This window comes from Mesorhizobium sp. L-2-11, assembly GCF_016756595.1.
Lineage (GTDB): Bacteria > Pseudomonadota > Alphaproteobacteria > Rhizobiales > Rhizobiaceae > Mesorhizobium.
In genome coordinates, this window is the sequence record NZ_AP023257.1 from 1,943,297 (window position 1) to 1,967,867 (window position 24,571).

Annotated in this window: 26 protein-coding genes and 1 tRNA gene; 10 read left to right on the top strand and 17 right to left on the bottom strand. The window is 61.8% G+C overall.

The genetic code is table 11. From position 1 onward, the window contains the following. Nucleotides 1-138: 138 nt before the first annotated feature. Nucleotides 139-215: transfer RNA gene (locus JG739_RS09340), tRNA-Met, on the bottom strand. Between the two features lie 329 nt (nt 216-544). Here JG739_RS09340 and JG739_RS09345 point away from each other — a divergent pair. Beyond that, nucleotides 545-1,510, top strand: a complete 966-nt coding sequence (locus JG739_RS09345) for a Gfo/Idh/MocA family protein (RefSeq protein ID WP_202367390.1) — start codon at nt 545-547, stop codon at nt 1,508-1,510. A 10-nt stretch (nt 1,511-1,520) separates the two neighbouring features. Here the strand turns inward: JG739_RS09345 and mnmA are convergent, their stop codons facing one another. Then, nucleotides 1,521-2,711: a tRNA 2-thiouridine(34) synthase MnmA gene (gene mnmA, locus JG739_RS09350; RefSeq protein ID WP_202366208.1), complete on the bottom strand. Its 1,191-nt coding sequence runs from the start codon at nt 2,709-2,711 to the stop codon at nt 1,521-1,523. Between the two features lie 288 nt (nt 2,712-2,999). Here mnmA and sciP point away from each other — a divergent pair, with 288 nt between their 5' ends. Continuing rightward, the gene (gene sciP / locus JG739_RS09355) at nt 3,000-3,275 is read left to right on the top strand and encodes a CtrA inhibitor SciP (RefSeq protein ID WP_006203587.1); all 276 of its coding nucleotides are present in this window, start codon (nt 3,000-3,002) and stop codon (nt 3,273-3,275) included. A gap of 59 nt (nt 3,276-3,334) precedes the next feature. Further along, nucleotides 3,335-3,604, top strand: a complete 270-nt coding sequence (locus JG739_RS09360; protein WP_202366209.1) for a hypothetical protein — start codon at nt 3,335-3,337, stop codon at nt 3,602-3,604. Nucleotides 3,605-3,674: 70 nt separating this feature from the next. Here JG739_RS09360 and JG739_RS09365 read toward each other — a convergent pair whose 3' ends face one another. Then, on the bottom strand, nt 3,675-4,052 hold the full coding sequence (locus JG739_RS09365; protein ID WP_029349790.1) for a flagellar export protein FliJ: 378 nt from the start codon (nt 4,050-4,052) through the stop codon (nt 3,675-3,677). A 451-nt stretch (nt 4,053-4,503) separates the two neighbouring features. On the opposite strand from JG739_RS09365, the gene ctrA reads away from it, so the two are divergent. Continuing rightward, nucleotides 4,504-5,199, top strand: coding sequence for a response regulator transcription factor CtrA (gene ctrA, locus JG739_RS09370; protein WP_006203583.1), 696 nt, complete (start codon nt 4,504-4,506; stop codon nt 5,197-5,199). Between the two features lie 125 nt (nt 5,200-5,324). Here the strand turns inward: ctrA and JG739_RS09375 are convergent, their stop codons facing one another. Both JG739_RS09375 and chpT read right to left on the bottom strand, forming a co-directional pair. Further along, nucleotides 5,325-5,693, bottom strand: a complete 369-nt coding sequence (locus JG739_RS09375; protein WP_202366210.1) for a response regulator — start codon at nt 5,691-5,693, stop codon at nt 5,325-5,327. A gap of 247 nt (nt 5,694-5,940) precedes the next feature. After that, nucleotides 5,941-6,570: a histidine phosphotransferase ChpT gene (gene chpT / locus JG739_RS09380; RefSeq protein ID WP_202366211.1), complete on the bottom strand. Its 630-nt coding sequence runs from the start codon at nt 6,568-6,570 to the stop codon at nt 5,941-5,943. Nucleotides 6,571-6,971: 401 nt separating this feature from the next. Here chpT and JG739_RS09385 point away from each other — a divergent pair, with 401 nt between their 5' ends. Both JG739_RS09385 and JG739_RS09390 read left to right on the top strand, forming a co-directional pair. After that, nucleotides 6,972-7,508, top strand: a complete 537-nt coding sequence (locus JG739_RS09385) for a DUF1134 domain-containing protein (protein ID WP_244749933.1) — start codon at nt 6,972-6,974, stop codon at nt 7,506-7,508. 149 nt (nt 7,509-7,657) lie between these two features. Then, complete coding sequence (locus tag JG739_RS09390) at nt 7,658-8,806, top strand: hypothetical protein (protein ID WP_202366213.1); 1,149 nt, start codon at nt 7,658-7,660, stop codon at nt 8,804-8,806. Between the two features lie 29 nt (nt 8,807-8,835). Here JG739_RS09390 and JG739_RS09395 read toward each other — a convergent pair whose 3' ends face one another. The 6 genes from JG739_RS09395 to JG739_RS09420 form a co-directional block, all read right to left on the bottom strand. Then, complete coding sequence (locus JG739_RS09395) at nt 8,836-9,639, bottom strand: TrmH family RNA methyltransferase (protein ID WP_202366214.1); 804 nt, start codon at nt 9,637-9,639, stop codon at nt 8,836-8,838. Between the two features lie 100 nt (nt 9,640-9,739). Then, a complete protein-coding gene (locus JG739_RS09400; protein ID WP_202366215.1) occupies nt 9,740-10,078 on the bottom strand; it encodes an ArsR/SmtB family transcription factor in 339 nt (112 codons plus the stop codon). 172 nt (nt 10,079-10,250) lie between these two features. Beyond that, the gene (locus JG739_RS09405) at nt 10,251-11,012 is read right to left on the bottom strand and encodes a HugZ family pyridoxamine 5'-phosphate oxidase (RefSeq protein WP_202366216.1); all 762 of its coding nucleotides are present in this window, start codon (nt 11,010-11,012) and stop codon (nt 10,251-10,253) included. A 38-nt stretch (nt 11,013-11,050) separates the two neighbouring features. Next, on the bottom strand, nt 11,051-12,277 hold the full coding sequence (locus JG739_RS09410) for a CaiB/BaiF CoA transferase family protein (RefSeq protein WP_202366217.1): 1,227 nt from the start codon (nt 12,275-12,277) through the stop codon (nt 11,051-11,053). A 6-nt stretch (nt 12,278-12,283) separates the two neighbouring features. Beyond that, nucleotides 12,284-13,045 carry a 3-hydroxyacyl-CoA dehydrogenase gene (locus tag JG739_RS09415; protein WP_202366218.1) on the bottom strand — a complete coding sequence of 254 codons (762 nt, stop codon included), beginning with the start codon at nt 13,043-13,045 and terminating at the stop codon, nt 12,284-12,286. Nucleotides 13,046-13,231: 186 nt separating this feature from the next. After that, nucleotides 13,232-13,768, bottom strand: coding sequence for a GNAT family N-acetyltransferase (locus JG739_RS09420; RefSeq protein WP_202366219.1), 537 nt, complete (start codon nt 13,766-13,768; stop codon nt 13,232-13,234). A 309-nt stretch (nt 13,769-14,077) separates the two neighbouring features. Here JG739_RS09420 and JG739_RS09425 point away from each other — a divergent pair, with 309 nt between their 5' ends. After that, entirely contained in the window at nt 14,078-15,067 is a 990-nt protein-coding gene (locus JG739_RS09425; protein ID WP_202366220.1) for a glutathione S-transferase family protein, read from the top strand. A gap of 1 nt (nt 15,068) precedes the next feature. On the opposite strand, the gene JG739_RS09430 is transcribed toward JG739_RS09425, so the two are convergent. After that, nucleotides 15,069-15,569 (bottom strand): NUDIX domain-containing protein, encoded by a 501-nt coding sequence (locus tag JG739_RS09430; protein ID WP_202366221.1) that lies wholly within the window; start codon nt 15,567-15,569, stop codon nt 15,069-15,071. 53 nt (nt 15,570-15,622) lie between these two features. Between JG739_RS09430 and JG739_RS09435 the strand changes: the two genes are divergently transcribed. Then, on the top strand, nt 15,623-16,537 hold the full coding sequence (locus JG739_RS09435; protein ID WP_202366222.1) for a metallophosphoesterase family protein: 915 nt from the start codon (nt 15,623-15,625) through the stop codon (nt 16,535-16,537). Nucleotides 16,538-16,647: 110 nt separating this feature from the next. Here the strand turns inward: JG739_RS09435 and JG739_RS09440 are convergent, their stop codons facing one another. The 4 genes from JG739_RS09440 to leuA all read right to left on the bottom strand — a co-directional run bounded on the left by JG739_RS09440 (nt 16,648) and on the right by leuA (nt 22,171). Further along, the gene (locus JG739_RS09440) at nt 16,648-17,271 is read right to left on the bottom strand and encodes a hypothetical protein (RefSeq protein WP_202366223.1); all 624 of its coding nucleotides are present in this window, start codon (nt 17,269-17,271) and stop codon (nt 16,648-16,650) included. A gap of 130 nt (nt 17,272-17,401) precedes the next feature. Further along, nucleotides 17,402-18,205, bottom strand: a complete 804-nt coding sequence (locus tag JG739_RS09445) for an alpha/beta fold hydrolase (protein ID WP_202366224.1) — start codon at nt 18,203-18,205, stop codon at nt 17,402-17,404. Between the two features lie 36 nt (nt 18,206-18,241). Continuing rightward, nucleotides 18,242-20,020 carry a tetratricopeptide repeat protein gene (locus JG739_RS09450; RefSeq protein WP_202366225.1) on the bottom strand — a complete coding sequence of 593 codons (1,779 nt, stop codon included), beginning with the start codon at nt 20,018-20,020 and terminating at the stop codon, nt 18,242-18,244. Nucleotides 20,021-20,434: 414 nt separating this feature from the next. Then, nucleotides 20,435-22,171 (bottom strand): 2-isopropylmalate synthase, encoded by a 1,737-nt coding sequence (gene leuA / locus JG739_RS09455; RefSeq protein ID WP_244749769.1) that lies wholly within the window; start codon nt 22,169-22,171, stop codon nt 20,435-20,437. A 666-nt stretch (nt 22,172-22,837) separates the two neighbouring features. On the opposite strand from leuA, the gene JG739_RS09460 reads away from it, so the two are divergent. Continuing rightward, nucleotides 22,838-23,770, top strand: coding sequence for a complex I NDUFA9 subunit family protein (locus JG739_RS09460; protein ID WP_244749771.1), 933 nt, complete (start codon nt 22,838-22,840; stop codon nt 23,768-23,770). Nucleotides 23,771-23,898: 128 nt separating this feature from the next. Next, the gene (locus JG739_RS09465; RefSeq protein ID WP_202366227.1) at nt 23,899-24,135 is read left to right on the top strand and encodes a hypothetical protein; all 237 of its coding nucleotides are present in this window, start codon (nt 23,899-23,901) and stop codon (nt 24,133-24,135) included. A 44-nt stretch (nt 24,136-24,179) separates the two neighbouring features. On the opposite strand, the gene JG739_RS09470 is transcribed toward JG739_RS09465, so the two are convergent. Further along, nucleotides 24,180-24,569: a rhodanese-like domain-containing protein gene (locus tag JG739_RS09470; RefSeq protein ID WP_202366228.1), complete on the bottom strand. Its 390-nt coding sequence runs from the start codon at nt 24,567-24,569 to the stop codon at nt 24,180-24,182. Nucleotides 24,570-24,571 lie beyond the last annotated feature (2 nt).

The following is a 24,571-nucleotide window of genomic DNA, read 5'->3' on the forward strand; positions in this document are numbered from 1 at the left end:
CGACCTATGTTGCCAGCCGCCCCGTGATGGCTGTCGCGTGGCGCACCAAGGCGGTCAGAACCTGGACTGCCGCCGGAGCCTTTTTCCGACTATTTGCCGAAGAAAATCCAACAGTATCATGCGGTTAAACGTCTAAAGTGGTAGCGGGAGAGGGACTTGAACCCCCGACCCCAGGATTATGATTCCCGTGCTCTAACCAACTGAGCTACCCCGCCAGGGCGGCGAAAGGCCCGAAATCCGCCTCAAATCAGCAGGCATCTCGATGCGTTCGCCAAGGTCGGGCGGATATAAGGTTGGGATGCCAAGCCTGTCAAGCATCGATGCAGCCGGTGTCGATGCAGCCGGTCTGGCGCCACATTCTATCGCATCCCGTCGCATCGCCACGCTTCACGGTCTTGAGACGTATTTTGTGTGTCCAGGCGGACGCACGTCGCTCTGAGGGCCGAAAAGCTTTGCCGGGCAGACAATTGGGCACAGAAATGCCGGGTTGAGTTCGGCGGGGCGCGCCGCTATGTCTCGGCCACGAAATTCTAGAGTTGGAATGATGAAACCGCGCATTGCAGTCCTGGGTTGCGGATACTGGGGCAGCAACCACATCCGCACCCTCAAGGCGCTCGGCGCGCTGCACGCGGTCTCGGACGTCAACCCCGCCCGCGCTGAAGGCTTCGCCAGCGAGCAGGATTGCCTGGCGATTGAGCCGGAGGCGCTGTTTGTGCGCAGCGACATCGACGCCATCGTGATGGCGCTGCCGCCGCAGTTCCACGCCGATATGGCGGTGCGCGCCGTCCAGGGCGGCAAGGACGTGCTGGTGGAGAAGCCGATCGCGCTGACGGTGGCCGATGCCGAGCGTTCGGTGAAGGCGGCGGCCGACAATGGCCGCGTCTTCATGGTCGGTCATGTGCTACGCTTTCATCCTGCCTTCGAGACGTTGAAGGCGCTGATCGACAATGGCGAGCTCGGCGAGGTCCGCTATATCCATTCGCATCGGCTCGGGCTCGGCAAATTCCACACCGAGAACGATGCGCTGTGGGATCTGGCGCCGCACGATCTGTCGATGATCCTGGCCATCACCGGCACGGAGCCGATCGAGGTGCGTGGCGAGGGGGCAGCGCTCCTCGACAATCTCAGCGATTTCGCGCATCTGCACATGCGCTTTCCCAACGGTCTGCGCAGCCACCTCTTCGCGTCGCGGCTCAACCCCTACCGCGAACGGCGGCTGACCGTGGTCGGCACCAAGGCGATGGCGGTGTTCGACGATGTCGAGCCGTGGGAGCGCAAGCTCGCCGTCTACCGCCACGCGGTATGGCAAGACAGCGGCCAATGGGCCTTCACCACAAACGAGCCGTCCTATGTGGCAGTGGGCGAGGGCATGCCGCTGACGCGAGAGCTCGAGCATTTCATCCAGTGCATCGAGACGCGGGCAGAACCGCGTACCAGCGGCGAGGAAGCGATCAGGGTGCTGCGTATCCTGACCGCCGGCACGGTTGCCCACACCGGATCGTCTTCCTGAGAGAAATCGTCTATTCGGCGGGAATCTGCGCCGGCCGGGCTGCCAGACGCGTCAGCATCGCCTCGGCCTCGGCGCCGCGTTCGGAGCGCTCGATGAAGCCGCCGCCGAACACGCGGGCCTCGTTGCCGTCGTCGGAATAGAGCACGCAGGCCTGGCCGGGCGCGATACCGGACTCGCCGTCGACCAGTTCCACCGAAGTGATGCCGGCGTCGTGATGCAGCACGGCAGGGCGTGGCGGACGGGTCGAGCGGACCTTGGCGAAAAGCTCCAGCCCGGCGGCCGGGATATCTGACAGCGCAGCGTCGCCCAGCCAGTTCATGCCGCGCAAATAGATCTTGTGCGTTTCCAGCGCCTCGCGCGGGCCAACGACGACGCGGGCCCGGTCGGCGTCGAGATGGACGACGTAGAGCGGCTCGCCCGAGGCGATGCCGATGCCGCGGCGCTGACCGATCGTGTAGCGCAAAATGCCTTCATGGCGGCCGAGCACGCGGCCGTCGATATGGACGATGTCGCCCGGATTGGCAGCAGTCGGCTTCAGCTTGGCGATGATATCGGAATACTTGCCCTGCGGTACGAAGCAGATGTCCTGGCTGTCCTGCTTGGCAGCGACCGTCAGGCCCATTTCCTCGGCGATGGCGCGAACCTCAGGCTTCGACAGGCCGCCGAGCGGAAAGCGCAAATAGTCGATCTGCGCCTGTGTGGTGGCGAACAGGAAATAGCTCTGGTCGCGGTCCGCATCGACCGGCCGGTACAATGCGCGATGAGCGCCGTTGGCGCCGGAACGGATGTAATGGCCGGTGGCCAGCGCCTCGGCGCCGAGCTCCTTGGCGGTCGCCAGGAGGTCGGCGAATTTCACCGTCTGGTTGCAGGAAACGCAAGGGATCGGCGTTTCGCCGGCCACATAGCTCTCGGCGAAGGGGTCGATCACCGCCTTGCGGAAGCGCTCCTCGTAATTGAGCACATAATGCGGAATGCCGAGCGTCTCGGAGACGCGGCGGGCATCGTCGATGTCCTGGCCGGCGCAGCACGAGCCGGCCCGGTGCGTTGCCGCGCCATGGTCGTAGAGCTGCAGCGTGACCCCGACGACATCATAGCCTTCATGCTTCAAAAGGCCGGCAACGACCGACGAATCGACGCCGCCCGACATGGCGACAACGATGCGGGTATCTTCGGGGCGTCCGGGAAGGTCGAGGCTGTTCATGGTTCTTTCGTTCTGCACGGCGCTCTGGATGACGGCACCCTGGATGACGGCGCTTGAATGCCAATGGCCGGAATATAGGTCAAGCTTTCCGGGTGCGCCAGCTTGGCGAGCCGGCCGATTTTTTTGAACGGATTCTGCGCTCGCGGGCAGATATCTCAAATGCCGACGAAAAGACTAACGCGGCGTTCATGATCCTTACCTAGCTATTAGGGTTCGCTTAGGCAATTTTTAAAGCTGTGGCGGTAATGTGGTGGGGATTGGGTCTTTGAGTTTTTAGTAGAGAGTACGATGACCGATCTTGTTAGACCGCGCGTTAAATATGTTATCGGGCCTGACGGCAGCCCCCTTACGATTGCCGATCTGCCGCCGACGAACACACGTCGCTGGGTTATCCGGCGCAAGGCGGAAGTGGTGGCGGCGGTGCGCGGCGGGCTTTTGAGCCTCGAAGAGGCGTGCCAGCGCTACAAGCTGACCACTGAGGAATTCCTGTCCTGGCAGGCGTCGATCGACGAATATGGACTTGCCGGGCTGCGCACGACGCGCATCCAGCAATATCGGCATTAGGGCTGGTTCGAGGAATACAAGGCGCGGAGCTCCGCGCCTTTTTTGCGTGTGCCGCCAGCATGGCGAGCGGTGCGCAAGCACCGTTTGGCCGGGCGAGTTGTTTCGATCGTCCGGCGCTGCCGGGCATTTGGAGAAAGAAGCTGGCCGCAGCCTTGGCGCTTTCTGCGACGCTGGGGATTGGCGAAATCTTTGATGACGGCGTCCTTCTCCCCGTTCACGGCGAGAGATGGCGGCAGGCAGATGAGGGGCAGCGCGACGCTTGCAAGATGGTCGGAACCGCCGCTCCATCAGATAAGATCGCGGAACATAAACGGGATTTTGTAGCGTAGGCCGCCCGGCGACGTTCCAGACGAGCAACGCCCTGATCGCTGGGTGTTGACCGATCTTAAAGCCTTGTTTTCAGCCGATCATGGCGCTGCGGCCGCCGGTCTCGGCGTCGCGGATCTTGGTGTCGCGCGATTCGAGCATTTCTGCTTTGGAAAGCTCGGCTTCGGCTTCGCCGAGCAGTGATTCGGCAACGCTACGCTGTTGGGCGAGGTCGCTTTGCGAATTCCTGAGGTTGTCGCGGCGCAGGCGCGCTGCCTTGGCGAAGGTCGGGTAGGCAAAATGGTTGATGTCGGTGATGCCGGCTTTCTTTTCTTCGGCAGTGATCTGCAGCTCCAGTTCGACAGCCATGCGCTCGAATTCGGCGATCATCATGTCGAGTTGCAGCAACTGCCGCCGCTTCTCGTTCACCTGAAACTGCTTCAGCCGAACGAGGTTTTCACGTGACTTCATGATTCGGTACTCCTGAAAACGCACACCTGCACATATCGTCCAATCCGCCTGGCAAACTCAGGCTTCGACCCGCGTCCACCGACTTTACCAGAACTATGGGAAACAAATTCCTAAAGTTTTTTGCCGGCGGTAACCATTCGTTTACGGGCATTGTTAATCATACGGCTCAGGACTTAAGGCCGGGTAAAAATTCCGGCCCCGATGCGGAAGCACGGCCAGCGAGTCCCTGGAGTCACTTAGTCTGGCTTATTAATGTTTTGCATTAGCGGTTTGGTTCTGTGATTCACTATTAGATTCAACAAGGTGTAGAAAGGGGTTAAAAAATCTGGTACCGTCAACGGCACGGGGATTAGGTTTTGTTAACCATTCGATGGCAGCCTCTGCTCAGGCAATCACTGCTCCGGTCCTGGACGGGTCGTGAAATGGTCCGGCAGCAGAAAAGGGGAATGAAATGCGTGTTCTGCTGATAGAAGATGACAGTGCGACCGCACAGAGCATCGAGCTGATGCTGAAATCGGAAAGTTTCAATGTCTATACGACCGATCTTGGCGAGGAAGGGGTCGATCTAGGTAAGCTCTACGACTACGACATCATCCTTCTCGATCTCAATCTCCCCGACATGTCGGGATACGAGGTGTTGCGAACACTTCGCCTTTCCAAAGTGAAGACGCCGATCCTTATCCTGTCCGGCATGGCCGGCATCGAGGACAAGGTACGTGGGCTCGGCTTCGGCGCAGACGACTATATGACCAAGCCGTTCCACAAGGACGAACTGGTCGCCCGCATCCACGCCATCGTGCGGCGTTCGAAGGGCCATGCCCAGTCGGTCATCACCACCGGCGACCTGGTGGTCAACCTTGATGCCAAGACCGTTGAGGTCGGTGGCCAGCGCGTGCATCTGACCGGCAAGGAGTACCAGATGCTGGAACTGCTCTCGCTGCGCAAGGGCACCACGCTGACGAAGGAAATGTTCCTCAACCACCTTTACGGCGGCATGGACGAACCGGAACTGAAGATCATCGACGTGTTTATCTGCAAGCTGCGCAAGAAGCTCGACGCTGCTTCCGGCGGCCAGAACTACATCGAGACGGTTTGGGGTCGCGGCTACGTGCTGCGCGAGCCGGAAGACATCCGCGTCAGCGCCTGAGCTGACGACGCCGTTCCGATCGATTTTTCCGACAACAATCCGGCTTCGGCCGGATTTTGCGTTTTTATGTCATGTCGCAGATATTGCAGCGTCGATTTCCACGGCCATGCGTCAGCGGCGGCGAATCAGGCTGTAAATCTCAAGCTGCGGAAGCGCTCGAGAAGTTGCGGCCGAGTGAACGGCTTCAGCAGATAGCCGTGGGCGCCGGCGCGCTTTGCCCGCATGATCGAAGCGACGTCGACCTCAACCAGCGAAATCAGGATCTTCGGTTGTATCGGACTTTCCATGGCGCGTACGCGGCGGATGACGTCCTCGGCCTGCATGTCCGGCAAGGCGCCGTCGACAATGATGATATCCGGCATGTCGGCAGCGCACATCTCAACCGCATCAAGCCCGCTGGCAGCTTCGATGACCAGCATGTCGGAACCACCCAGGATGCGCTTTGCAACCCTTCTGATGACGCTCGAATCGTCGATGAACATGCAGCGTTTCATTTCCGGGCCCTCTTTGCCATGCGGCAATCCGGCAGCGTCGCGGTCTGGAAGGCACCGTATAGTCAATCCGGTAAAGAAGCTGAAAAGCCAATAGGTAAAATTCTTGCAAGAACAGCTTTTACGGAGACTTCTTTACCGATGCTTCGGCCGATCTAGCTTTTGGGGGTCCATTTCATTCGACCGTGATGTCGCGGTAAATATTGTCTGAACAACGCTCGTCTGCTCGTTTTCCGATCAGCTTGGTAATTCAAGCAGCCGAGAGAACAATTTCTTCTGCGGTTGCGTGGATCGATATGGTCATGTTCGCCTCGCGCGCCAAAAGCAGCGTGTAGTAGGGCTGCACCGAATGCGCGTCGATCGGTTCTTCAGGCTTGTTGCCGGAATGGAGCTCCAGGAATTTGGGCGGCACGCGCAGCATCGGACCGTTCGCGGCGAGCGCAAAGCGTGGCTCCGTGTCGAGGTTTTCAAGCGTGACCGTAAGCTTGCCGCCACGCGGAATGGCAGCGTTGGCGACGAGAATGAGGTTGAGCAGCAGCTTTACCTTGTTCTTGGGCAGCAGGGCACGGGTTCCATTCCAGATCAGGTCCGGCTTCTCGTTCTTCAAGAAGGCGATCGCAACGGCCTCGGCATCGCCGGTGTCGATCATCATGCCGGCAGAACCGGCTGCGCCGAAGGCGATGCGGGCGAATTGCAGGCGGGCCGAGGCGTTTCTGGCGCTCTGGCGGATCAATTTCATGGCGTCTTCGTCGGCGCCGCCTTCGTCGAGCAGCTCAAGCCCGTTGTTTATGGCGCCGACCGGCGAAATGATGTCGTGGCAGACCCGGCTGCACAAAAGCGCGGCGAGATCGGGTGCGGAAAGGGTGAAAAGCTCGGCCATCGGCGAAAGTCCCTGCAAAATTTCACTGGAAATGGCCGGGCGATCAATGATCACGCCTGTCCACACGAATCACGCTGTCTCTCCCAAGGCCCACTGAATACACAGCGCTTGAGCGTGCAGCAACAAATCCGGAATTGTCGTTATGAAAATGATGTGTTCACGCAGGATGCGGATATCGCGGGCCGACGCGAAATCAGCTCGAAACCAGCCTACTAACCGCCATCTTCATGTGAAAGCTTAATGGTTGAAAAAGGATTACGGCATAGTTTGTCCATAACAGTCATCCTTAACGGCCGCCAAAGAGCCGCACGGGTGCGAGGCGTCGGCGAAAGTGCTCCCTGACGGAGATTGGAAGCATGTTTTCCCGATACTACGACCGGAGTTTATTCCGTGTCTTCTCAATGGCGATCGCTCTCATGGGCCTTGTCGTCTTTTCAACCTCGCCTTCGCGGGCCCAGGAGTACACCGCTCAGGAGATCGTCGATTCCGGTCATAAATTCTTCGGTGCGACGTCGGGCGGGCTCGCCACCGTCGTGGAGAAGATTTTCTCCTCCTATGGCCTGCCCAATGGCTATTTGCTTGGCGAGGAGGGCTCGGGCGCCCTGATCGGTGGCCTGACCTATGGTGAAGGCACACTCTACACCAAGAATGCCGGCGATCACAAAGTGTTCTGGCAGGGCCCGTCGCTCGGCTGGGATTTTGGCGGCGAGGGCTCGCGGGTGATGATGCTGGTCTATAATCTCGACGATGTGACCAGCCTCTACAATCGTTTCGGCGGCCTTGCCGGTTCCGCCTACCTCGTGGCTGGCGTTGGCTTCAACGTGATGAAGAACAACAATGTGCTGCTGGTGCCGATCCGTACCGGCGTTGGCGCCCGGCTTGGCGTCAACCTCGGCTATCTCAAGCTTACCCAGCACGCCACCTGGAATCCATTCTGAGCAAGCGGTTTGCTCGTCACCGCGATTGTTTCCAGGATCGACGGTCTGAACATTGCTGCGGCAGACCCTTGCCGCGGCACTGGAATTCCGTCATGCGAACGTGGCACAGTCCCTTACGGTTTGTTTGCCGTTCATAACGGATAGTCACTTTGGTTCAGTCGGTCCTGTTCTTTGTCCTCGGCTTTCTCTGCGCCGGTTTTCTGGCGCTGATGATTGCCCCGGCCATCTGGCGGCGGGCCGTGATGCTGACGCGTAAACGCATCGAGGGCTCGATGCCGCTGACGCTGGCCGAGATCCAGGCGGAGAAGGATCGCATCCGCGCCGAGTTCGCCATGTCGACGCGTCGGCTTGAGATGAGTGTCAAGGCGTTGCGCGAGAAATCGGCCGAACAGCTTGTCGAGATCGGCCGTGGCCGCGAAGCACTGAAGGAACTGGCGCTCGAGCGGAAGGACAAGGAACAGGCGCTTTCCGCGCTCGAGGCCAAGGGCGAAGACCTTCGGCAGCGCAAAGACCAGTTGCAGCTTTTGTCGGATCGGCTTGCTCAAACCGAGCATGCCCTGGAAAAGCGTGTGCTCGAGCTGAAAAAACTGGAGCACATGTATGACGACGCCAGCTTTTCTTCCAGCAGCCGTCAGATCGAACTTGTGGCGCGCGAATCCGAATTGCAAAAGCTGGCCGATGATATTTCAGTGCTGCGCGGCCAGCGCAAGGAGGCGGACAGGCGCCAACAGGAGATCGCGGCCGAGAGCAAGGCGGCGCGAGACGCGTTGAAAGCCGAGAAGAAAAGGACCGGCGAACTGGACAAGAAGATCGAGCGCCTGCTCGCCACGCTTGCCGATCGCGAGGACAAGCTTGAACGCCGCGAAAAGGAAATCGCGCGGCTTCGCGAAAAGCTGAAAAGCGGAAGCGTGGAAAACGCGTCGGCGGTGGTGCGTCTCGTCGGAGCGCAAGGCAGTCAGGCCGATGTGGCCGTCAAGGGCGATATGGCAAAAACTATCGCCAAGCTCGAAAGCGACCGGGAGCAGTTGGAGGCGAGATTGACGGCACTGGCCAGCGAGAACAAGAGGCTGAAAACGGATCTTGCCGCCTACGCGGCATCCGAATCCGAAGCCGCCAGCGCTGCGTTGCGCGAGCAGATGAGCGACCTGGCGGCGCAGGTCGTAGCCCTGACGGCGAAGCTCGACGGGCCGGAATCGCCGATCGCAAAGGTTCTTGCGGCACCCAACCCAGGAGGAAGCGGCGAACGCAGCCTTGCCGATCGCGTGCGGGCGCTGCAGAAGGCCGAATCGGCGCATTGAGCCCAGGCAGTGATGCTGACTTCTGCGGCTCAGGTCCTGCTTGCCGAGAAATGATGCAAGGCGATGGCTGACGCGGCGGCGACATTCAGGCTGTCGAAGCCTTCTGTCATATCGATCCGCACTGTCCGCAGGCGGGCGAGCAGCATCTCGGGCAGGCCTTCGCCTTCAGTGCCGAGATAGAGCGCCAGCCGTTCGGTCCTTTTCGCATCGCGGATGTCGGTTTGTCCGCGCGGCGACAATGCGAATTGGCCGAAGCCCAGCCGATCGAGCGCCGCGGTAAAGCCGACGGTCTCAGTGAAGGAGGCAAAAGGAATTTTCAGCGCGGCGCCGACCGAAACGCGGATCGCCTTGCGGTATAGAGGATCGCAGCAGGTCGCGTCCAGAAACACGGCATCGGCGCCGAAGGCGGCGGCGTTGCGAAAGATCGAGCCCATATTGTCATGGTTGGCGATGCCGATCAGCACGACGATCAACGCGCGGGCGGGCAGGGTATCCAGCAAGGCCTCTGCAGACTGCGCCTCGCCCTTGCGGCCGATCGCCAATATGCCGCGGTGCATGTGAAAGCCGGCAATCCTGTCCATGACCTCGCTGGCCGCCACGTAGACCGGAAGGTCCGCGGGCGCCTTGCGCAGGGTTGTATCGAGGCCTGCCAGCCGGTTTTCGAGCACCAGCACCGATTCGGCGGCAAAGCGTTTGGCCGCGAGCAGCATTTCGAGCACCACCTTGCCTTCGGCAACGAAACGACCCTGCCGCCCGGCAAGATCGCGCTCGCGAATGTCGAGATAGGCGGCGACGCGCGGGTCTTGCGGGTCGTCGATACGAATGCTGCGCATGCTTGCCTCAACTGGCCCGCATCGGCCCGATTGCAAGGGGCGCTCGGACCAGCTCTTATCTTATGCATGCTGCCGGCTTTGGGCGACATGCATTGGCCGGTCAAGTCCCGGAGCGACGCGGGCGGTATGCCATCTGCGATGGCTCACCCTCGTCGAAAATTCCGTCCAGCGTGTTGAGAAGTTCGCGCACGGCATCGGACTTGCAGGAATAGTAGATCATTTGCCGGTCGCGCCGGGTCTCGACGAGATCGAGCGCCCGCAGTTTGGCTAGATGCTGTGACAGCGCGGATTGGCTGAGCAGAACCTTTTCGGCGATGGCGCCGACCGACATTTCACCGTCGGCCAGGTAGATCATGATCAACAGTCGTTTCTCGTTGCCCATCAGCGTCAGAAACGAAGCCGCTGATTCGGCATTGGCGATTAGTTTTTTCGAGACCATCGATCCCCCATACCTTCCTGCTCCTCCGGCGCTATGGGGGCAATAGCGTCTGATTCCATAGGCTCGCTTGCGAATGTGCGCTGGCGATTCAACGCTACCGGGAAGCGTAGAACATCCCGCTCAAACCTCAAGACTTGCTTTCGACCCGACGCGATTAACTGTCGGACTGTGTTTAATCCGCCACTCGGCCGGTTTTTGCCATGTCGACCAGAACATGCCTGAGCTCGCGCGCCGTCCTCAATGGCTCGGGAAAGAACACCCGGCAGACATCGTCGCCCAATGCCAGGTCCATGCCGTCGGCGTCAAAGCCGGTGACGACCCAGCCGTCGCCCGCCGCCTTGGCGAAGTGGCGCGCGTAGACGGCAACTGCGTCGCTATGGTCGGCATTCATATGGTCGAGGGCGGATTGTTCGCCAGCGGCAAGCTCTGCGACGATCGGCGCGGTCGTGACCAGATCGGCGCGTTCGAGCAGGTAAGCCTTGCCAAAGCCGCCGTTGAGACTGGCGCGCTCCAGCTCAAGGCGGAAGATCGAGAAGTCGCCAAGACCGGCATAGAGCTTCGCCTTGGGGTTGCGGTTGAGATAGCGCCGTTCGGCGCGGGCGTGCTCGTCGGATCCACGCTCAAGCCGTGCCGCCCGACAGACGAGCGTCAACCGTGGGTGCGCCAGCGGGTCGCCCTTGCCGGGCTCGCCGACAAGCAGCGAACAGCGCGGGTCGGCAAGGATCGCGCCGGTATGGGCGGACAGCATCGATACAAGGATCAGCGGCGTGCCGTCGATATCGGTGGCGACACCAACCCTGCTGGCCAGCGGCGATCCGGTCCCGGGCTCGATCACCGCCAGCGCGCCGAAACGGGCACTGCGGATCAGCGTCTTCGCCAGCCTGATCGCTTCGGCGTCGGTCTCGCGGATCACGTCCTTCTTTCGATCGTTCAAATCCACACCGTCTTAAGCTGATTTGTATTCTCCGGTTATCACCCTTTCACTCCGGATTTGACAAGGGCCTCGGATTTGAGAAGGGCCTCGGATTTGAGAAGGGCCCCGGATTTGAAAAGGGCCTCAGTCTCGCTTTCCGAAAGGCCGAAACGTGCCAGCACCGTCGCCGCCTGACAATCGTGATCGGCCGGCATGGCGGCAAGCGTCGGCCGGGAGCGCGAAAAGCGCGGCGCTGGGGCGGGGCGCTCAAGCGCACCCGACTTCAAGAAGGCATTGCGAGCGCGATTGTGCGGATGATCCCTGGCTTCCCGCAGCGACAAGACCGGTGCGACGCAAGCATCGGTTGCAGCAAACAGACGGTCCCAGTCGTCCCGTGTCTTCTGCCCGACCCGATCGGCAATGGCGGCCCGCATCTGCGGCCACAAATTCCTGTCGTATTGGCCGCGTACAAAAATTTGGTCGAGCGGCAGCAGTCTTGCGAATTCGGCGAAGAACCGCGGCTCAAGGCAGCCGACGGCGACGTGCCGTGCGTCCGCGGTTTCATAAGTGTCGTAAAAGGGCGCGCCGGAATCGAGCAGGTTCGCGCCACGCGTGTCACTCCACAGGCCTGCCGCCATCAGGGCGTGCACAGGTGTCGCCAGCATTGAAGCGCCCTCCGTCATCGCGGCGTCGATCACCTGACCCTTGCCGGAGCGCGAGCGCTCAAACAGGGCGGCCAGGGCGCCGGCGACCAGCATCATGGCGCCGCCGCCGTAGTCGGCGACAAGGTTGAGCGGTGGGACTGGCCGGCCGCCTTGCTGGCCGATGGCATGCAGCACACCCGAATAGGCGAGGTAGGTGATGTCGTGACCGGCACGTCCCGAGAGCGGACCGTCTTGGCCGAACCCCGTCATGCGGCCGTAGATAAGGGCCGGATTGCGCGCCAGTACCGCATCCGGCCCGAGACCAAGCCGCTCCATGACATCGGGACGAAACCCTTCGATCAGCATATCGGCCTTTTCGGCAAGGCGCAGCACCAGTTCGGCGCCGTCCCAGCGCTTCAGGTCAATCCGCAGGATGGAGCGGCCGTGACAGTCGATGTCGTATTCGTCCGGTAGCGCCAGAAACAGCTGGCTCGACCCAGTCCGCTCGATGCGCAGCACCTCGGCGCCCATCTCCGACAGCATCAGGCCGGCCAGCGGCACCGGTCCAAGCCCGGCCATCTCAATCACCGTCAGGCCGGCGAGCGGGCCGGTCTTCGCCTGAAGGGCGACTTCGGCACTCATGGTCGGCTACTTCGGCGCCATGCGGATGGCGCCATCGAGGCGGATGGTTTCGCCGTTGAGCATCTGGTTTTCGATAATGTGCAACGCAAGGGCTGCATATTCGGAAGGCTCGCCGAGACGGGACGGGAAGGGCACCGCGGCGCCCAGCGAATCCTGCACCTCTTGCGGCATGCCTGCCATCATCGGGGTCTTGAAGATGCCGGGCGCGATGGTGCAGACGCGAATGCCCGACCGGGCAAGGTCGCGCGCCACCGGCAGCGTCATGCCGACGACGCCGCCCTTGGAGGCCGAATAAGCCGCCTGGCCGATTTGACCGTCATAGGCGGCGACCGACGCCGTGTTGACGATGACGCCGCGCTCGCCGCCGTCCAGCGGCTCAAGCTTCGCGGCCCGGTCGGCGACGAGGCGGATCATGTTGAAGGTGCCGATCAAATTGACCTCGATCACCTTGCGGTATTGGTCGAGCGGGTGCGGACCATCCTTGCCGATCGTCTTCATGCCGATGGCGATGCCGGCGCAATTGACCAGAATACGGGGTTCGCCCAACTTTTTTACCACTTCTGCCACTGAAGCAGCACCGCCGTCGGCGCTGCTTACGTCGCATTGGATGGCGATGCCGCCGATATCGGCCGCAATCTTCGCCGCACGCTCGATGCCGAGGTCGAGGATGGCAACGCCGGCGCCCCTTGCGGCCAGTGCACGTGCCGTCGCTTCGCCGAGGCCGGAACCGCCGCCGGTGACGATCGCAATCTGGCCGTTCGGGTCCATGTCGGCGTCCTCCATTTTAAGCGCGTCGGGCTCAATCGACGCGCCTTAAATCTCTGTTTTGTGCATGTCGTTATCCCAAAACCGCTGCCCACCCTCGGTTCAAGCCCTAGGGCATGCTTTTGGGCGACATGCACCTCGGCCGCATGCTACGAAGCCCGGCAGGACGGCGCAACAGCATCCGGATTGTCACGCCATCGCGGCGATTTGCGCGGCGATCCTTGCCTGATCGGCGTGGCAAACCTCCCCCACCAGCCGTGCCATCGCGCCAGGCACGATCTCATGCGACAACAGCCGGTCAGGATCGACCGGGCGCGGCATGGAGATTTGCCCACGCGGGATTCTCTTGAAGCCGAGCGGGCCGTAATAAGGCTCGTCGCCGACAAGCATCACGGCCGGCATGCCGGCCTTGGCGGCGGCCTCCAGCGCGATCGCCACCAGCCGGCGGCCAATGCCGAGGTTCTTGTAGGCCGGCCGCACGGCAAGCGGTCCGAGCATCAGCGCGCGGCCGGCGCCGGCCGCGATGCGCGTCATGCGCACCGAGGCGACAACGATATCGCCGTCGACGGCCACGAAGGACAGAGCGCGTTCATGCGGGCCGCCCTCACGGATCTTGTAGGCGCCCAGCACGAAACGGCCCGGCCCGAAGGCTTCGTCGTTGATGGCTTCGATTTCGAGGTCATGCGCCGGAGTTTCCGGCAGGTATTTCACGTCGGCAAGGCTCATGGTCTTTGCGTTCCGGTAGACGGGGAAAGGTTTGCTGCAAACGGCAGCGTTCGCCAGTCAGCGCTTCATCAAGCGCGGGCGTCCTTTCGTCGTCGGTCAACCCGGATCAAAGCAAAGTCAAACATGCGGATTTTCCGCTAGCACCATTCGTCAGCCACTGCAATCGGCCGTTTTGCTTGCTGCCCTTCGGTTGCCGCCTTCCTTTGCCGCCTCCTTCGCCGCCTTGGCGATTGACAAACTGTTCAACGCCTGGCGATTTCCGCATCGTCGGTTTGTGCCTACATCCCTACAAAGACGAAAGGACATCGCATGGGATTGCTGGTCGACGGCAAATGGCAGGACAGCGGGTACGACACCAAGGCGAGCGACGGTGAATTCGTGCGGGCGCAGTCGCAGTGGCGCGATTGGGTCACGGTCGACGGTAGGCCGGCCGAAGGCCGCATGCGCGGCTTCAAGGCCGAGCCGGGCCGCTATCATCTCTATGTCTCGCTTGCCTGTCCCTGGGCGCACCGGACGCTGATCTTTCGGGCACTGAAAAAGCTCGAGGACGTGATTTCGGTCTCGGTCGTCCATCATTTCATGGGCGCCAACGGCTGGACCTTCCTGGCCGAGGACGGCGCCACCGGCGATACGCTCTACGGCCTCGACTTCCTGCATCAGATCTACACCAAGGCCGATCCCGCCTATTCCGGCCGCGTGACGGTGCCGGTTCTGTGGGACAGGCGAGACCAGACAATCGTCTGCAACGAGTCCTCCGAGATCATTCGGATGCTCAATTCAGCCTTCGACAAATGGGGCGATGCCAGCCTCGATTTCTATCCGAAAGCACTGCGCGGCGAAATCGACGCGGTCAACGATCTGGTCTATCCATCAGTCAACAACGGCGTCTATCGCGCCGGCTTCGCCACCACGCAAGCGGCCTATGAGAAGGCGTTTGGCGAACTGTTCTCGGCGCTCGACCAGCTCGAGGATCGCCTATCTCGCCAGCGTTATCTCGTCGGTGACCGCATCACCGAGGCCGATTGGCGGCTGTTCACCACGCTGGTCCGCTTCGACCCGGTCTATGTCGGCCATTTCAAGTGCAACCTGCGCCGCATCGCCGACTATCCAAACCTGTCGAACTATCTGCGCGACCTCTACCAGGTCCCAGGCGTCGCCGGCACGGTGAGCCTGCACCACATCAAGGCGCACTATTATGGCAGCCACGAAATGATCAACCCGACGCACATCGTGCCGGTCGGGCCGGAACTGGACTACGCGGCGCCGCATGATCGGGCGCGGTTCAGGAAGGCAGCGTGATCTACCAGTAGGGCGATGCCGCGGCGCCGCTAAAACTCTCGGCAATCCGCCGCAACGTGCCCGGCGTCGTGCCTTCCGGCAGGCGGTCGAGCGGAAAGAAACCGGCTGCGGCGATCTCGCGGTCCGGCAGCTTAGGCGCCGTCTGGTCGAACTGCTCGACTAAATAGAGGCCGACATGGTCGCGGCGGCTGGCCAGACGGTTGAAATGCATCGATTTCAGCACCGGTGGCGCGGTCAACGCAATGTTGCCCTCCTCGGAGAGCTCGCGCGCCAGCGCCTCGATCATCGTCTCGCCCAGCTCGACGCCACCGCCGGGTAGCTGCCAGCCCGGTACATAGGTATGGCGAATGAGGAAGACGGAACTGGACGTGCGATCGTGGATCAAGCCGCGCACCCCGAGCGTCATCGGCCGCCGCAGCACGAAATACAGATGAAACAGCCTTGCTCTGAGACCCGGCCAGCCGGTCTGGCGGAAAGCTTGCTCCGGATCGGGCCGCATCATCACCCACGAAACCGTGGGTGGAAAGCAGCGCGCGGGTCGCTTATGAAGGAGGGATGTTCAGGCTCGCGCATATTTCCGATATCCATCTGGGACCGCTTCCCGATGTAACCTATCGCGATCTCGCCTCCAAGCGGGTGGTCGGTTACGTCAACTGGCAGCGCAATCGCCGCCGCCATATGCGCGACGCCGTCATCGACACCATCGTCGCCGATATCAAGGCGAGCGCACCCGATCACCTTGCCGTCACCGGCGATCTGGTCAATCTGGCGCTCGATGGCGAGATCGAGATGGGCAAGCACTGGCTGGAGACGCTGGGCTCTCCCGATGATGTGTCGGTCGTCCCGGGAAACCACGACGCCTATGTGCCTGGCGCTTTCGACAAGTCCTGCCGGTCGTGGACGGCCTGGATGACCGGGGACGGCGTCAATACGCCGGTCGACCGCGAAGCCTTTCCCTTTCTGCGCGTGCGCGGCAACGTCGCGCTGATCGGTGTCACGACGGCGCGGGCCACGGCTCCGTTCATGGCCAACGGCTTTTTTCTGGAAGACCAGGCCGAAAGGCTGCGCGACGTGCTCGATGCCACGGCCAAACGCGGGCTGTTCCGGGTGATCATGATCCACCATCCGCCAGTACGCGGCGCCGTTTCGCAGGCCAAGCGGCTGTTCGGCATCGCCCGCTTCCAAAAGGTCGTTCAGCGGCACGGGGCCGAGCTTGTGCTGCACGGCCATTCGCACGAGCCGACGCTGTTCTCGATCAATGGGCGCGGCGCCAAAATTCCGGTGGTCGGCGTCGCCGCCGCAGGGCAGGCGCCAGGCGGCAGGCGTCCAGCGGCGCAATATAATCTGCTGGAAATCGATGGTGAAATAGGCAACTGGCGGCTCAGGCTGACGCGACGCGGCCTGACCGGCCCGGCCATCCCGCCTGCCGATCTGGAGGTTGTGGAGCTTGGCGCGGACGCTATGGCCTAGAGCCTGTTCCATCCCGATCGAATCGGGATTGGGCTCTATCTTTTTGTTTGACCATGATCTTTTCCGAAAACCGGTTTCCACTTTTCGCTACGCGGACCTTCGGTTCAGGATCATGGTCCAAAACTCAGTCCCATCGCAACGAGGCGGTCCCAGAACAACACGATCGATACAGCCAGCCCGACCAGGGCGCCGGCGGCGATCAGGCCAAGACCGGAGAGAAAGGTCGACCAACGCTTGCGGCGCGTGACGGATCGCAGTGGCGGCTCGGCTTCCGGGACCAAGGCACGTTTCAGGCCGGCGACAGCCTGCTCGACCCCGCCTTCCAGCATTCTCTGGCGTTCGACGACGCGCTCCGCGACGTAGCGCGTCACCTGATTGGCAACCGGTTTCATCTCGGTCGATTCGGCGAGCACCACGCGGCCGATGCGCGTGTCCTTGAGGAAGCGATAGGTGCGGCGGTCGCGCCCCATGGCGACATGGCTGACGGCGTCGATCCAGAGGCGCGGCTGCAGCCCGGACGAGACGGCGAAGTCGAAATTGTCCATGTCGGCGGGCACGTCGGCGAAGATCGGCGCGAGTTCGGCGGCAAGCAATTCGAGCCGCATGCGATGCGCCTCGCGCATGTCGACCACGACGTCGTCGCGGTCGGCGAAGGCGTTTTTCACGTCGCGGATGGCGTCGGATAATTTTCGCGACTGATCGGCCTGGCTTATGTTCTCGGCTGCATCCTTCATCGGCGTTGCCTCGCGGGTTTGGTTAACACCGAATTAACATAGTCACTGGCAAAATGCAGCAAAATGCACTTGCGGGATCGATAGGCGGCCTGCGAAATCCAGCTCGAAGCCGCGCTGTGACAGGGACGGATCAGTCCGCCACGGGAGCGGAGTTTGGACGAAGCGGCCTGCTGCGGCGTTTCATGTTGCGGCGGACGATCTTGGCGATCAGGCCGGGCGCCTCCTCGACCAGCATATGGCCGGCCTCCAAAACGTGGTGCAGGTGGAAATGCGCCGGCAGGCCATCGGCCTGGCTGAAGGGCAGCACTGTGTCATCTGTCCCCCAAACCACCATCACCGGCATATCCAGCGTTTCGAGCCGTTCGCGCGGGATGACGCCCTGCCGATCATCCCTGGTCATGGCGGCCGCGATCTCGACAAGTTTGTGCAACTGGCCGGGACGGGCACGCATTTCGCCAAGCACATCCACGATGCGCTCCGAGGGCGGGCTTTGCGGTCCGGACATGGCGGCGAGGCAGGCGCGAATTTCACTTTTGCCGGCTGCTACGGCGTAACGGCGCAACAGTGGGCCATTGATCTCAGTGCCAAACCCGCCCGGCGAGAGAAGCGTCAGCGAGGCTATCGCCTCGGGTTCGGCCAGTGCCATCAGCACAGCCGCCGCCCCGCCCATCGAATGGCCGACGAGATGCGCCCTCCGAATACCGCGTGCGGCGAGGTCGGCGAGAACGGCCCGGGCGGCTATCCTGGCCGGGCCGCCGCCCGGGAAATCGAGGGACAGCCCATGGCCCGGAAGATCATAGGCCAGCGTCCGTGAACCAGCTGCCAGTATCGAAATCACCTCGTGCCAGTCGCCGTGGCAACCGCCGAAGCCATGCAGAAAGACAACCGTCTTCGGGCCGTCGCCCCGTTCGGCAGCGTAAAGGGATGAAATCACCGCGATCGGCCGTGCTGGTCGGAAGGACTTGCTGGCCTAGCTGGCATTGCCGAGCCCGGCGGCACGCAAAGCCTCGACCAGCCGCTCGGTTAGATCGGCGGGATATCTCCGCTCGACAAAAGTCGCGCGCGGATCGGCAGCGAATTTCGGGAACTTGACAGTCAACTCGTCCAAAAGTTCGTGCGCCAGTTGATCGCGGCCGGCGGCCTTGGCAGTGATAAGCCGCGCAGCCAGATAGTGCGATTTCGTCGGCGTCGCTTGCAACGCATCGCTGGCAAGTGCGGCCTTGTTCATATCGCCAGTCATGAACTGGCCGACGAAAAGCCCGTAGTCCCACCAGGTCGGATGGGCGCTGGAGGTTTCGGCGGCGTGAGCAAGGATCGGCGTTCCCTCCCTGTACCTGCCGGCGAAAATCAGCCCGTAGGCGTAAGCTGCCGCCATGCTGAGGTCGTAAGGGTTGAGTTCGTAGGCCTTGCGCATCCAGCGGATCGATTCCTCCGAATTGCCGAGGCGGGAATTGAGATAGCCATAGGCACGGTGGGCATAGGGGCTGGTCGGCCCCATCTGCACGGCGCGACGGGCCAGCGACATCGCCTGTTCGATCGTTGCGCCGGCTGGATAGGCATAGCGATCTGTGGCCGCCTCGAGATGCAGGGTCGCCAGCTCCGAAAAGACGAGCGACGATTTCGCATCCCGTTCGACCAGGTTTTCGAGGCAGCGATAGGCAGCCTCATGGGTTTTGGCGCCCTGGTCGAGATAATATTTGTCGTTGAGCAGCAGACATTCCGTCAGGCCGGTCTGAAGGCCGCTCTGTTCGATATAGTTGTAGATCGCGCCCGAGGCCGGAACGGCCGAACTCAAAATGCCGGCGACACTGTCCTCGACGGTGGAGGGTGTGCTGTCGGCGGCAGTCAAGTTGCGTGACAGCAGGACCCGTCCGGTCGCTACGCTTTGAAGCTCCAGCGTGACATCGCCTGCCGTTGGTCCCGGCAAGACATCGAATACGAAGCTGATCGCATCGGCGACCGGATCGAGCGGGCCGTCAGCATCGCGACCGATGAAGCTAACCGTGTCGAAGCCGCTGAGGCCGGCGCGCAGCGATGCGGCGACGCGGGCAGCCTCGGCGCTGTTGGTTTTCACCGCGATGTAGACAAGCGGAAGGCTTTCAACCGGAGCCCATGGCGCAATACTGCCGGTTGCCACCGCATTTTCGATCGTCGCCGCGGCATCGCTTCCCGCCAGCAATGCGCTGCTTCCCTGACGAAGGATCAGCACGCCCAGCATGGCGATGACCAGAGCGATCGCCAGCCAGAAGAACTGGAGATGGCGCAGCAGCGAGGGTGCCGGCTGGCGAACAGCGGGGGACATCAACGATGCGGCACCTGCCGCCTTGCCGGGTTCTTCGGGCGATTCCGGCAAGGCGGCCGCCGCCTCGATGTGTTCCGCCGACGCCGGCTCGACCGGCAGGCGGATCGCGTTGAGTTCATAGGATGGAACATAGCCGCCACGCGGAATGGCAATGCGGATCGGCTCGGCAACGCCCTCATTGGCGAAGTAATGCTGCAGAAGCTCGCGCAGCCTGCCCGCCTGCACCCGCACCACGGCATCGGTCGACGGATCGAAATCGCCGTCTTTGCCGAAAACATCCATCGCGATGGAAAAGCCTTTGAGCTTGTCGGCTTCGCCTGCCTGCTCGCGCTCGACCAGGTAGCGAAGCAGCTTACGCGCTCGTTCGGATCTCCCGAACGTTTCGCTGGCTAGCAATCGGTCCAACGTCTCGCGCACTGCGGGGGCGGCAGGCGTGGCATGCTGCAAGTGTCGATCCTCTCGAAGTCGGCACAGGTTAAGACGCAATCATATAGCGCCTGCACTGCCATACAAGCATGCATCCATTATGCGATCGCGTACCCCACCGGATAATATTCCAGTGGTTAATGGGCGAAAGACTGGAGCAGGATGATACCATCCGGCCTCATCCTGCTCCAGCTCACAGCTGGTCTGGAGCGGTTCAGCTTTTTGATAGAACCGCCGAACCGCTCTAAGGCGCGTCGCATTTGACCGGCCTCACGCGACGCGCTTTAGGTTGTTGTTTTTGCATGTCGTTATCGCAAAACCGCTGCACACTTTTGCGCGACATGCATCAAGTATTTGTTTACGCAATTCCGGACGGAAAACCGCTACGCACCCTCGGGTCAGGCCCGAGGGCAGCATGCTTTTGCGCGACATGCATTAGTCGACCTTTCGGTCGACGATGCGGTTGGCGGCGGAAACCACCGCTTCCAGCGAAGCAGCCACGATATTGGTGTTGATGCCGGCGCCGAACAGTTTGCCGCCGGGATGCTCCATCTCGACATAGGAGATGGCCGAGGCATTCGAGCCGCGCTGCATGGAGTGCTCCGAATAGTCGAGCACCGACATCGGCACGCCGACATAGCGCGACAGCGCGTCGACAAAGCCGTCGATCGGGCCGGTTCCGGAGCCTGATATCGTCACCTCCTTGCCGCTGTCGAGGATGATCGCCTCCACCGCGCGCCGCCCCTTGATCTCGATGTCGGGATAAGTGTGGTGGTCGAGGAATTTCAGCCGCGCACCGGGCTGATCGACGTAGGTTTCGAGAAAGCGCTCGTAGATGCGCTTGGCCGGCACCTCCTTGCCTTCGGCGTCGGTGATCGCCTGGATCGCTTGACTGAACTCGATCTGCAGGTTGCGCGGCAGATTGAGGCCGTAGTCCGCCTGCAGCACATAGGCGATGCCGCCCTTGCCGGACTGCGAGTTGATGCGGATGATCGCCTCGTAGTTGCGCCCGACATCGGCCGGGTCGATCGGCAGATAGGGCACTTCCCAGTATGGCGTGTTGGCCTTGCGCAACGCCTTCATGCCCTTGTTGATGGCATCCTGGTGCGAGCCGGAAAAGGCCGTGTAGACGAGCTCGCCGACATAGGGATGGCGCTCGGGGATCTTCAACTGGTTCGAATATTCGTAGACGTCCTTCATCCGGTTGATGTCGGAGCAATCGAGCTCGGGATCGACGCCTTGCGTGTACATGTTGAGCGCCAGCGTGACGATGTCGACATTGCCGGTGCGCTCGCCATTGCCGAACAGCGTGCCTTCGACGCGGTCCGCGCCCGCCATCAGGCCGAGTTCGGTGGTGGCGATCCCGGTGCCGCGGTCGTTGTGCGGATGCAGCGAAATGAGCAGGTTCTCGCGGTTGTCGAGATTGCGGCACATCCATTCGATGCGATCTGCATAGATGTTGGGTGTCGACATCTCGACCGTAGACGGCAGGTTTATGATCAGCTTGTTTTCCGGCGTCGGCTTGACGATTTCGGTGACGGCGTTGCAGATTTCCAGCGCCACTTCGAGCTCGGTGCCGGTAAAGCTCTCCGGCGAATATTCGAAACGATAGAAGCCGCCGGCCTTCGCCGCCATGTCGGTGATCATCTTGGCCGCATCGGTGGCGATCCGCCTGATGCCGGCGACGTCCTTCTCGAAGACGACGCGGCGCTGCAGTTCGCTGGTCGAATTGTAGAAATGCACGATCGGGTTGGTGGCGCCCTGCAGCGCCTCGAAAGTGCGGGTGATCAGTTCCGGCCGGCACTGCACCAGCACCTGCAGCGAGACATCGTCTGATACATTACCCTCTTCGATGCACCAGCGGGCGAAATCGAAGTCGGTCTGCGAGGCCGACGGGAAGCCGATCTCGATCTCCTTAAAGCCCATGTCGAGGAGCAGGGCGAACATACGCGCCTTGCGCTCGTGGCCCATCGGATCGATCAGCGCCTGATTGCCGTCGCGCAGGTCGACCGAGCACCAGATCGGCGCCTTGTCGATGACTTTCGAAGGCCACACGCGGTCGGTAAGACCAACGGTCGGGTAGGGTTGGTATTTCCGGGCTGCCTCCGGCATGCCCCGGGCATCCTTGCCCATCTCCCCGTTGTCTGCGCGGATCTCTTCTCGTGCGTTCATTGTCGTCTCTCCCGGCGGCTCGCGGGTTCCGCCTTCAGGCGGATTTGGTGCCGAGCGGCGCCTCTACCAGATGTTCATTCGCTTGATGTGACTTGCCAATTTGAGACTGGCCAAGGAGCATGCGCGTGAGCGGCGGTTCGACCGCCGGGCGCTCCTTCAGCGAACCCGGCGATCGCCGATAAGGCCGAGAAGCAGCAGAGCGGAAGCAAGCGCGCGCACGGTCTCGCCAGCAAAGCCGGTCTGACGGGAAGCGACGGAGGTGGCGCGGTTGGTCATGGCGGTTTCATACAGGAGCAGGCAAAGCGAGGCAAGTGGGGCCGAACGGCAGTGTCGTAAGCAGATGAGTTGTCCGGATCAGGTAGCACGTGAGTTGACCGGTTTTATTGCCAGCGCATGGAGGCTGGGGATGAAACGGACAGCATGGCTACAGGACCGGAGAATGCAGAAGTTAGTGGGGCGTTTTGCGCCGCTGGGAAGGCGGCGATCTTTCGATGATGAGGCAGGCGAGTTGCTGGGCATGTCGGAGCGCGCGACTGGAACAAAAAGCGTTCCTGCGTTGTTCTCCAACCGCCCCGATGTTCGAAGGGGCTGGTTCATACGCCGGCCAGAGGCAATCCTTGCGGCAGGCGCTCGGCGGGCACGCAAAGCCAAGGGATGGCGAGTCAAATGGATCCTGACGATCTCAACGCAAAACGGATCGTCACTGTGTTCGGCGGGACAGGCTTTCTCGGGCGCCGGATCGTGAAGCGGCTCCTGGAAAGGGGTTTCACGGTTCGCGCCGCATCCCGCCACCCGACTCGGGTCGGCCAGGTTTTTTCTTCGACTGCAAAGATGCCAGAAGCTGTCGCGGCGGACATATTGGATGCGTCCTCGATCGGCTCGGCCATTGCCGGATCGCAGGCGATCGTGAATGCCGTCAGTCTCTACGTCGAGCACGGCGCCCAGACGTTTGAACGGGTGCATGTGGAAGCCGCTGCTGAACTTGCCGCCGCGTCGCGCGCTTGCGGGGTCGATCGGTTCGTCCAGGTTTCGGGGATCGGCTCCGACCCTCAATCGGATTCGAACTACATCAGGGCACGTGGGCGCGGAGAAGAGGCGGTGGCGAGCGCATTTCCCGGCGCCATCATTGTGCGTCCCGCCGTCATGACCGGACCTGACGACGTTTTCCTCACGACGATTGTCAGGCTGATACGCCTGCTGCCGGTTTATCCGCTGTTCGGCGATGGTGGCACACGGCTTCAGCCGGTCTATGTGGAAGACGTCGCAGACGCAGTCAGTCGGCTGATCGACGGGCAAAACCACAAGGGCTCATCGATCTTCGAATTCGGCGGCCCGCGCATCTACAGCTATAAGGAGCTGCTGCGGGAAATCGCCCGACAGCTCGATACCCACATCAGGCTGATGCCGGTGCCGTTTGCGGCGTGGGACGCCTTGGCCGGCGTCGCGGAACTCCTTCCGGGAGCGCCGATTACGCGCAACCAGGTCGATCTTATGCGGCACGACAATGTGGCCGCAATCGGCGCGCCGGGCCTGAAGGAACTCGACATCGCGCCGCGCGATATCGAGGAGGTGATCCGCTTGATCGAACGGCGCGCGTGAGGCTGCTCGGGCCCATCTCCTGTTTAGCAAGACTCTCCCGCTCAGCAGGACGCGCGACCCTGATGGGAACCTATCGCCATGCGGCGGGTTGGTCGAGCTTGAAGCAATGAAGAAGAAGGAAAAGAACTATGGCCAGATGCGATCAATGCGGCAATGACTACGACAAGGCTTTCGAAGTGACGCTAGCTGAGGAAACCTATACGTTCGACAGCTTCGAATGCGCGATCCAGAAACTTGCGCCGCTCTGCCCGCATTGCGGGTGCCGGATCATCGGACATGGTGTTGAACAGGATGACATCATCTACTGCTGCGCACATTGCGCCGCGGAGGAAGGTGCAAGCGCGCTGACCGATCGCGCGCCTTGATCGCCCGCATTCCCAGTGTCGAGCGACGGTGCCGGTCGTCGAGCCTAGCTGTTCTTCCTCGGTTTCTCGGCGACGATATTGCCGCGCTTCTTCCACTCCGAGAAGCCGCCGCGCAGGCTGCGCGCATCGAGTCCCATCTCCTGCGCGATCTTGGCGGCGAGCAGCGAGCGCCAGCCGGACGCGCAGTAAAACACAAAGGTCCTAGGCTCGGCGAATTTCGGCTTGTGGTAGGGGCTTTCGGGGTCGATCCAGAATTCGAGCATGCCGCGCGGCGCATGGAATGCGCCGGGGATCATGCCGTCGCGCTCTAGTTCCCGCGGATCGCGGATGTCGACCATGACAACGCCGTCGGGAATGGCCGCCATGTCCGCTGCCTCGACCGAGCGGACGACGGCATCGGCGTCGGCCAGCAGGTCCTTGTATCCCTTCGGCATGG